The sequence below is a fragment of the Pseudomonas maioricensis genome (assembly GCF_022790535.1).
GTDB lineage: Bacteria > Pseudomonadota > Gammaproteobacteria > Pseudomonadales > Pseudomonadaceae > Aquipseudomonas > Aquipseudomonas maioricensis.
Map to the genome: position 1 here is coordinate 185,843 of NZ_LOHG01000012.1, position 7,156 is coordinate 192,998.

Here is a 7,156-nt window from a genome sequence, read left to right on the forward strand (position 1 = left end):
CGTCTGACGTGACGCTATCGCGAGCAAGCTCACTCCTACAGGTCCTCCGCCTGCTTAAGACTGGGTAATAACCCTGAGACTAATCCATCCCCGGCAAAGTTGCCGGAGATGGATCAATGAATCAGAACCATCGCTGGCGCATGTTGTGGGTCAATTGCTCAAGCAGAGCCTTTTCGGCCGCGTTTAGACTGGCGATCAGGGCTCGGCCCTGTCGGTCGTATTCATCGTTATCAATCGGCGGGTTGGCTATCAGTTGTTCAAGCTCAAGGTTTTCCCGTGCCAACGCTTCCAGATCGTTCGTCACGTGGGCAGCAACCAGGCGGGCGTTGACCTCACTGCGCCGACGTAGATCCTCGGCAATATCAATAGGTGGGTGCTCTTCAAGGGCATTCATCTGCTCCCGGATGGACGCAGTCACCCGCACCAGGTCAGTTTGATGCTCCACGCGCAAGCGTTCGGTCCAGCGACGATCAGCCAGCGCGTAGTTCACAAACTCGTCACCGATTTCGCGCTCGAGCACCAGGCGCCGTGCCGCAAGAATCGCCTGACGATCCACCGAAGCCAGTCGGCTCCAGGCCATGCTCAGCGGCTGACCCGGCAAGTTCAAATCGGGAGCCAGGCCGATTCGATACGCCATACGAACTTCGGCATGGTCAACATGAACCCCGCGACTTTCCCTGCTGGCGATTTCCAGATCGGCAATGGCCTGTACCTCGTTCAGACGAAACAGGCCACGCATGACCCGAAACAGCACTTCGGTATGCTGCGCCTCGGGCACTTCTTGCAACGCCCTCCGGGCATAAACTGCAACCTGAATGTCGCTGAAAATAAGCCTCGCGCCGTCCTCACAGGTCTGATCAGCACCGAACAGCCGATCATTGGCCATGACTTCCAGCTCAGCGCGCAACGTCGGACTTTGCGCCGCAGCTTCAAGCACTCTCATCACGTCATTGGCCAGTTCTTCGTGAAAGCGCTGGAAATCCGGAGCCTCTTGAAGGCGCTGCAGCAATACCAGCAGGTTGGGCGCATCCGCCGCCTCTTCCACCGTTTGCCAGGCAATGTTCAATCGTGAATTCAGTTCAGTGCGTCCTTCGACGAGCCAGATATCCGCCACTGGCACCGGCGGCGCGAGAGGTGTATGACCGGCATTGTGTGAATGCCAATCGACATCGTCATCCGACGAGGCTTCGTCATCACTGGAGGTGGTATCCACCACCAGATCACGAATCTCCTCAGGGAAATCGTATTCAAGACGATAGGTCATGTCGTAACCGCGATCATTGACCCAGAACCTGCGCAGCTCCTCATTATCGATAGGGTTGTCATAAGCATGAATGGTCATCTGCGAAGGCTGCCCCGTGCTGTTCTCCAGGACACGCTCAGGCAAATGCACGATCTGGTTATCACTGATATCCAGCGTATGCAGCGGAAGTTCATCAACCCAGGATGGCCATTGGGTCAATCCCGTATCGTTGAGCCAGAGTGTTGAGATGTGCAGGCGACCGACGTCGGTAATTTCCCCGAGTACATTACCGGTCAGATCAAGGTCATCCAGAGCCCGTATCCTCATGAACAGGTCCATGGACTGCTGATCAATGGTCAACCCCATGCCTTCAAGTGACAAGTGAACCAAATCCCCCATACCCACCACGCCTTCCGGGATTTCAGTCAGGCCTCGACCGAGTATTTCCAGTCGGTTCACCGCAGGAAAACGCCCCAGAAAGCGGTTGATATCCTCGGCTGCACCTGTGACGGTACTCAGCGTCAGATGGTGAACCTGTGCATAGTGGGCAGGCAGCTCGGGCATATCGGAAAGCCCGGTAAGGTCGAGGTTCTCCAGCAAGAGGTTCCTGGAGTGCATAGGCGATATCAGGTCACTGAATCGCCAGGTTCGTCCTAAGGCATCCGCAATGACCTGACGAACAGCCAATCGCTCGTTGCTGATTAAAGGTCCAGGACCACTGGGGTTTGCCCAACCCTCCAGCGCACTGCGCAACATTTCCCAGGACTGTAATCTGGCCCGGGTCATCTCCACCAATTGCGGGATGTCCCAGCCCCGCAACATCAGATTTTGCACATGGGTTGCGAGATCGGGCGCTTCCGGATACAGGATGCTCATCGCCGTGATCAACTCAACAGACTCAATTGGCAAGTCGGGCAGCGCCGCGCCTCGGCCGCTCAACTCGTAACCCAGGCGTCGATCTGCCAGACGTGCCGGGCCACGGAAACCGGGAGTAATTTCCTGGAGGCCAAGCGTTTTCGCTGCCCACACGCGTTGCCGGGTTGCCTCACTGACAATGCGTTTACGAAGCGCAGCGGCCTCTGTGATGCCGATGTCACGCAGAACATCGCCGGGTAACGCGTTTACCACAGAGGCAAAAAATTCACCCTGAGGGGCCAGCTCTTTCCCTGTCGCATCGCAAGGCGTGTAGCGATTGCCCTGTTTGACAAGAACCCTGCGTCGAGTGGTCGAGCGCTCGCCCAGGCCGTCCAGCAAGGCTCCGCCAAACGCACCTTCCCTGATTTCAATCCGCAGGTCAGCAGGCCATCCCGGCAGTTGCTGCAATCCATGCAAGGACAGTTTCAGCGTGTCGGGGCTGCCCGATCGCGATTGCAGAAAAAAGCCCTCCAGCGCCTGATTGATCCGGGTTTGCTGCAAGTAACCACGGGCCCGTCCGGCAATATTCACAGGGATTGACTGCGTAGTCTGCATTGCCCTCAATTGCGGCGCAGTGACTTCAAGCAGTAACTCGCGGGCTGCTGCTCCGGTCATCCCCGGAAAATGCCTTTTCATCAGCTGCACCAGAGGATCATTGCTGGCTTCACGCAACTGATTGAGGCGCTCAAACAGCACCTGCGGAGCATCGGCGTTCATCTGCATCACACGCTCGTTCAGCGCGAAACGCTCAACAGCATCCGTCAACGCTCCGGGCGGTGGCAGCCCCTCAAGATGCAACGTGGTGAGCAACGCCTGATCAGTACCCGTTACGCTCAGAACGTCTTCAGCAGCCTGCGCGGACAAATCCGTCACCGAGTAGCCCAGACGCCGGAACGATGTTTTCAAATCCCAGACCATAGGGTCTTCACCTTCATGTCGCCAGGCTCCAGCGCCGTTGTGCTCCAGTTTCGGAGAAAAACGCTTGCCCCGAGGCGGCTTGATTCGCCATTTATTCAGAGCAGTGTCCAGCTCTACCCGATAGAACCGTCCTTGTAACCCGATGTACTTGACGCCTTGATGTTCGAAGATCCCTTCTGCAGTGGGCGTGGCTCCCTTCGGCAGCGTGACATCGACAGCGAACGGCTTGGGGTCCACCGACCATAGGCGCGTCTGGCCATTGTCCAGCTTGACCGGGATCATATTGCCCACGAACGAGGAGTCCTTTATCGCTGGCAGCTCACCCGAAGACGCGGCTTTACCGGCGGCGGCGAAAACTGCAAGCATTGCCAGGTTTTCCGCAACGCTGGCCAGGTGCTCAAGCGCCTGATCCATATCGCCGAGCGCCCATGCTTCGACGCCTTCAAAGGTATCGACCAGCAGTTGCGCACCCGCCACTACCATCATGAGTTCGCCGAGCACCGGCACGAACAAAGCGGCCAGATTGGCGACGTTCATCCCTAATGCCAGGCAGTGAGCCAACCGCGCACGACGTGACGCTTCATCCTCATCGCCGGTAGGCACAGCCAATGCTCTGGCGTCGTCCTTGATGCGCAGCATTCGCTGAAAATACAAATACTCCAGCAGTGGATAAGGAATGGTCTCGGCGATCGGTTGCAGATCGGCATCTGCATCGACCTCCGGTACCAGCCACATTCTGGGGATCAATCCTGTATCTCCTGGCACCCGACGCTCGCGCATTGGCGTCAGGCACGCACGGAGCCTGCCGAGAAACTCGGCCCTGCGCCGTTGCGCAATAAAACCGGCGAAATAACGCTGATAGTCGCCAGTTTTCAGTTTTGTGCGCAGCTCTTTCACGAACTGATCCAGTGAATCGTATTCTTTGAGAGGAGCTATCGGGTCGTCCGGCAGATACACCACACAGCCGGTCAGGTTGCGGGCCTGGAACACCAGAACGTCGCGCACCGCAAAACCGAGCAGCGTCAGACGCTGGATATCCAGAACCTGCGCCCGCCCCTGATCCGCCCAGTGCCCGATGGCTGAGAGGACTGAACGATAAGCCTCCCAGGAAAGCACCTCGCTCCCTCGCATGTACGCAAGGTGCGCCTCGACATACAAGGCATTACGCACCTGATGACTCAGCACATCCTTGATCTGACTGGTAGTCAGCGCCCCCGTCGCCAGCGTGCCGGAAACCGGCTCAAGTACAGACTTGAGATGATTCTGGTATTGGCCACCAATATCCAGAGTTCGACATAACGCCATAAACTTCGCTGGCGACACCTTCAGGGCGTGAGGGTAACTGGTGCCCGAAGCGAAGTTCGCAAGATTGGGCTTGCCGTGATAAATCACCGAGTCGCCAGTGACCTCATCAACCTCCTCCTGATGGAAGTTCTGCAGCGCAGCTTCCAGTAACGACTGCACGGTAAAGCTGCGCTCCACCAACTCCCCCGGCAGTGGCACCCAAGTGTCCGCAAAACGAACATGGCGAAAGTGATCACGGTCGATATCCAGACCCGGCCCGAATGCCTCGGTGAGTGCATGGTTCAACAAAGGACGGGCGAATGTCATTAGATCCTGCATGCCGCCGAGGGCCTTGCTCATCTGATCACGAAGGTGATGGCTGCGCAGCATGTCGCGATGCAATCGCTGACGCAGTTCGGCGGTTGTATAGACGTACCAGGATGGCAGGGTATTTTTGATGTGACGCTGGTGGGGTTGGATTACAGGTTTGCTCATTGCATGACTCCTATAGAAGAGTCTGCACGTGATCAGGTTTAGTCGTGCCTGAGGGGGTAGATAGTTAATACCGGCATGGGGATTTTCTGCTTCATGCCAGGCCATACAACCCGGCAATCCCTGCAGAAGATCGCACCGAAGCGCCTACAGGTGCGGCGCTTGCTACGCTAAGATGCACGCCCCCTCCGTACACAAGCCGAGCCATACCGTGACCATCACCCGCCATGCCCAGATCGACTGGGACGAACAGGGCAACCCTCTTTCCCGGGAGTTCTCCGACGTCTACTTCGCGACCGGGGCAGGCCTTGAAGAGACCCGACACGTATTTCTGGTGCAAAACGATCTGCGAGATCGTTTCAGCGCATTGCCAGTGAATGGGCGATTGGTGATTGGCGAGACGGGATTTGGTACCGGTCTCAATTTTCTTTGCGCCTGGCAACTGTTCGCCGAGTGTGCACCTGCGTCTGCACGACTGCATTTTGTCAGCGTCGAAAAATTCCCGCTGAGCCAGTCAGACCTCAAGCGCGCCCTCGGACTGTGGCCTGAACTGTCGCCCTTTTCCGAGCCGTTACTGGAGCAGTATGTGGCGGTGCATGAGGGTTTTCAGCGCCTGGTGTTCAACGGCGGACGCGTGACGCTGACCCTGCTAATCGGTGACGTGCTGGACATGCTGCCGCAGCTGGATGGACAAATTGACGCGTGGTTTCTGGACGGCTTCGCTCCGGCGAAAAATCCGGAGATGTGGACACCCGAGCTGTTCGCCGAACTGGCCCGATTGGCCGCGCCGAACTCGACGATTGGTACCTTCACCAGCACCGGCTGGGTCCGCCGTGCCCTGAATGCTGCAGGTTTCAAAATGAAACGAGTGCCAGGCATTGGACACAAATGGGAAGTTTTGCGCGGCACGTTCCTTGGCTGGCCGGAAGAGGCACCGCCAGTGCCAGCGATCAAGCCCTGGTTTGCCCGCCCGGCGCCATTGGCAGGCGAACGCAAAGCCATCGTGATTGGCGGCGGCATGGCTGGCTGCACCACCGCTGCAAGCCTTGCGGCAAGGGGCTGGCGAGTGACGTTGATAGAACGCCACAGCGACCTTGCGCAGGAAGCGTCGGGTAATCCACAGGGTGTGCTTTATCTGAAGCTATCGGCACACGGCACGGCGTTGTCGCAGTTGATACTCAGCGGGTTCGGTTACACCCGGCGCATTCTCGAACGCCTGCAAAGAGGCGTGGACTGGGATGCTTGCGGGGTTCTGCAACTGGCCTTCAACGACAAGGAAGCCCAGCGTCAGGCGCAACTGGCGGCAGCGTTTCCTGAAGAGTTATTGCATCAGGTTGATCAACCGGCCGCCGAAGCGCGCAGTGGCATAGCGCTGGAAAGTGGCGGTTTGTTCTTCCCTGAGGGCGGCTGGGTGCATCCGCCAGCCTTGTGCCGTGCGCATGTCGGTCACGAGAATATTCGTCTGCAAACTCATCGAAACGTCGTCGAGCTGCGCCGTGAATCTGCCCGATGGCAAGCGTGGGATGGCGAGGAGTTGCTGGATCAGGCAGAAGTTGTGGTGCTTGCTGGAGCAGCCGATATCAGGCAATTCCCCTTGAGTGCTTCGTTACCACTCAAGCGTATTCGCGGGCAGATCACGCGTCTGGCGCAAACGGCTGCCAGCAAGGCACTGGGCACGGTGGTATGCGCTGAAGGCTACGTCGCTCCGGCAAGGCTGGGTGAACATACGCTAGGGGCCAGTTTTGATTTCACCAATGAAGACTTAAGCACCACGACGGCCGATCATCTGGGCAATCTGCAGCTGTTGCAGGAGATCTCTCCGGACTTGAGTGAGCGTCTCGGTGCTGCTCATCTACCGGTAGAACAGTTGCAAGGCCGGGCTGCGTTCCGGTGCACCAGCCCGGATTATCTGCCGATCATCGGGCCGTTGGCGGACAGGGATGCATTTGTTCAGGCTTATGCCGCGCTGGGCAAGGACGCTCGGCAGATTCCCGATGCACCCTGCCCTTGGCTAGACGGTTTGTATATCAATAGCGGTCATGGCTCGCGCGGTCTGATTACGGCGCCACTGTGCGCCGAGTTGCTTGCCGCCTGGCTCGACAATGAGCCACTGCCATTACCCCGCAGTGTGGCTGAGGCGTGTCATCCGAATCGGTTTATGTTGCGGGAGTTGATTCGGGGGAAGTGATAAAAGTCTGAAATATCGTGAGTTTTTTACGCGTGTGTGTATCCGTTATCTGGGTAACGGCCACGTTGGGGTTCCGCCCTTACGGCGGGTCACTTTCGAAAAGCGCGAAAGTAACC

The 7,156-nt window shown here is 57.8% G+C and carries 2 protein-coding genes; one reads left to right on the forward strand and one right to left on the reverse strand.

The features are described from left to right. Positions 1-121: 121 nt before the first annotated feature. Positions 122-4,855: an NEL domain-containing protein gene (locus tag AUC61_RS19245; protein WP_243247749.1), complete on the reverse strand. Its 4,734-nt coding sequence runs from the start codon at positions 4,853-4,855 to the stop codon at positions 122-124. Positions 4,856-5,063: 208 nt separating this feature from the next. Here AUC61_RS19245 and mnmC point away from each other — a divergent pair, with 208 nt between their 5' ends. Then, positions 5,064-7,040, forward strand: a complete 1,977-nt coding sequence (gene mnmC, locus AUC61_RS19250) for a bifunctional tRNA (5-methylaminomethyl-2-thiouridine)(34)-methyltransferase MnmC2/FAD-dependent 5-carboxymethylaminomethyl-2-thiouridine(34) oxidoreductase MnmC1 (protein WP_243247750.1) — start codon at positions 5,064-5,066, stop codon at positions 7,038-7,040. The last annotated feature ends 116 nt before the right edge of the window (positions 7,041-7,156 follow it).

Excerpts from the sequence above, each read along its gene's own strand:
- AUC61_RS19245 (WP_243247749.1), bottom strand. The coding sequence starts at position 4,855 with ATGAGCAAACCTGTAATCCAACCCCACCAGCGTCACATCAAAAATACC.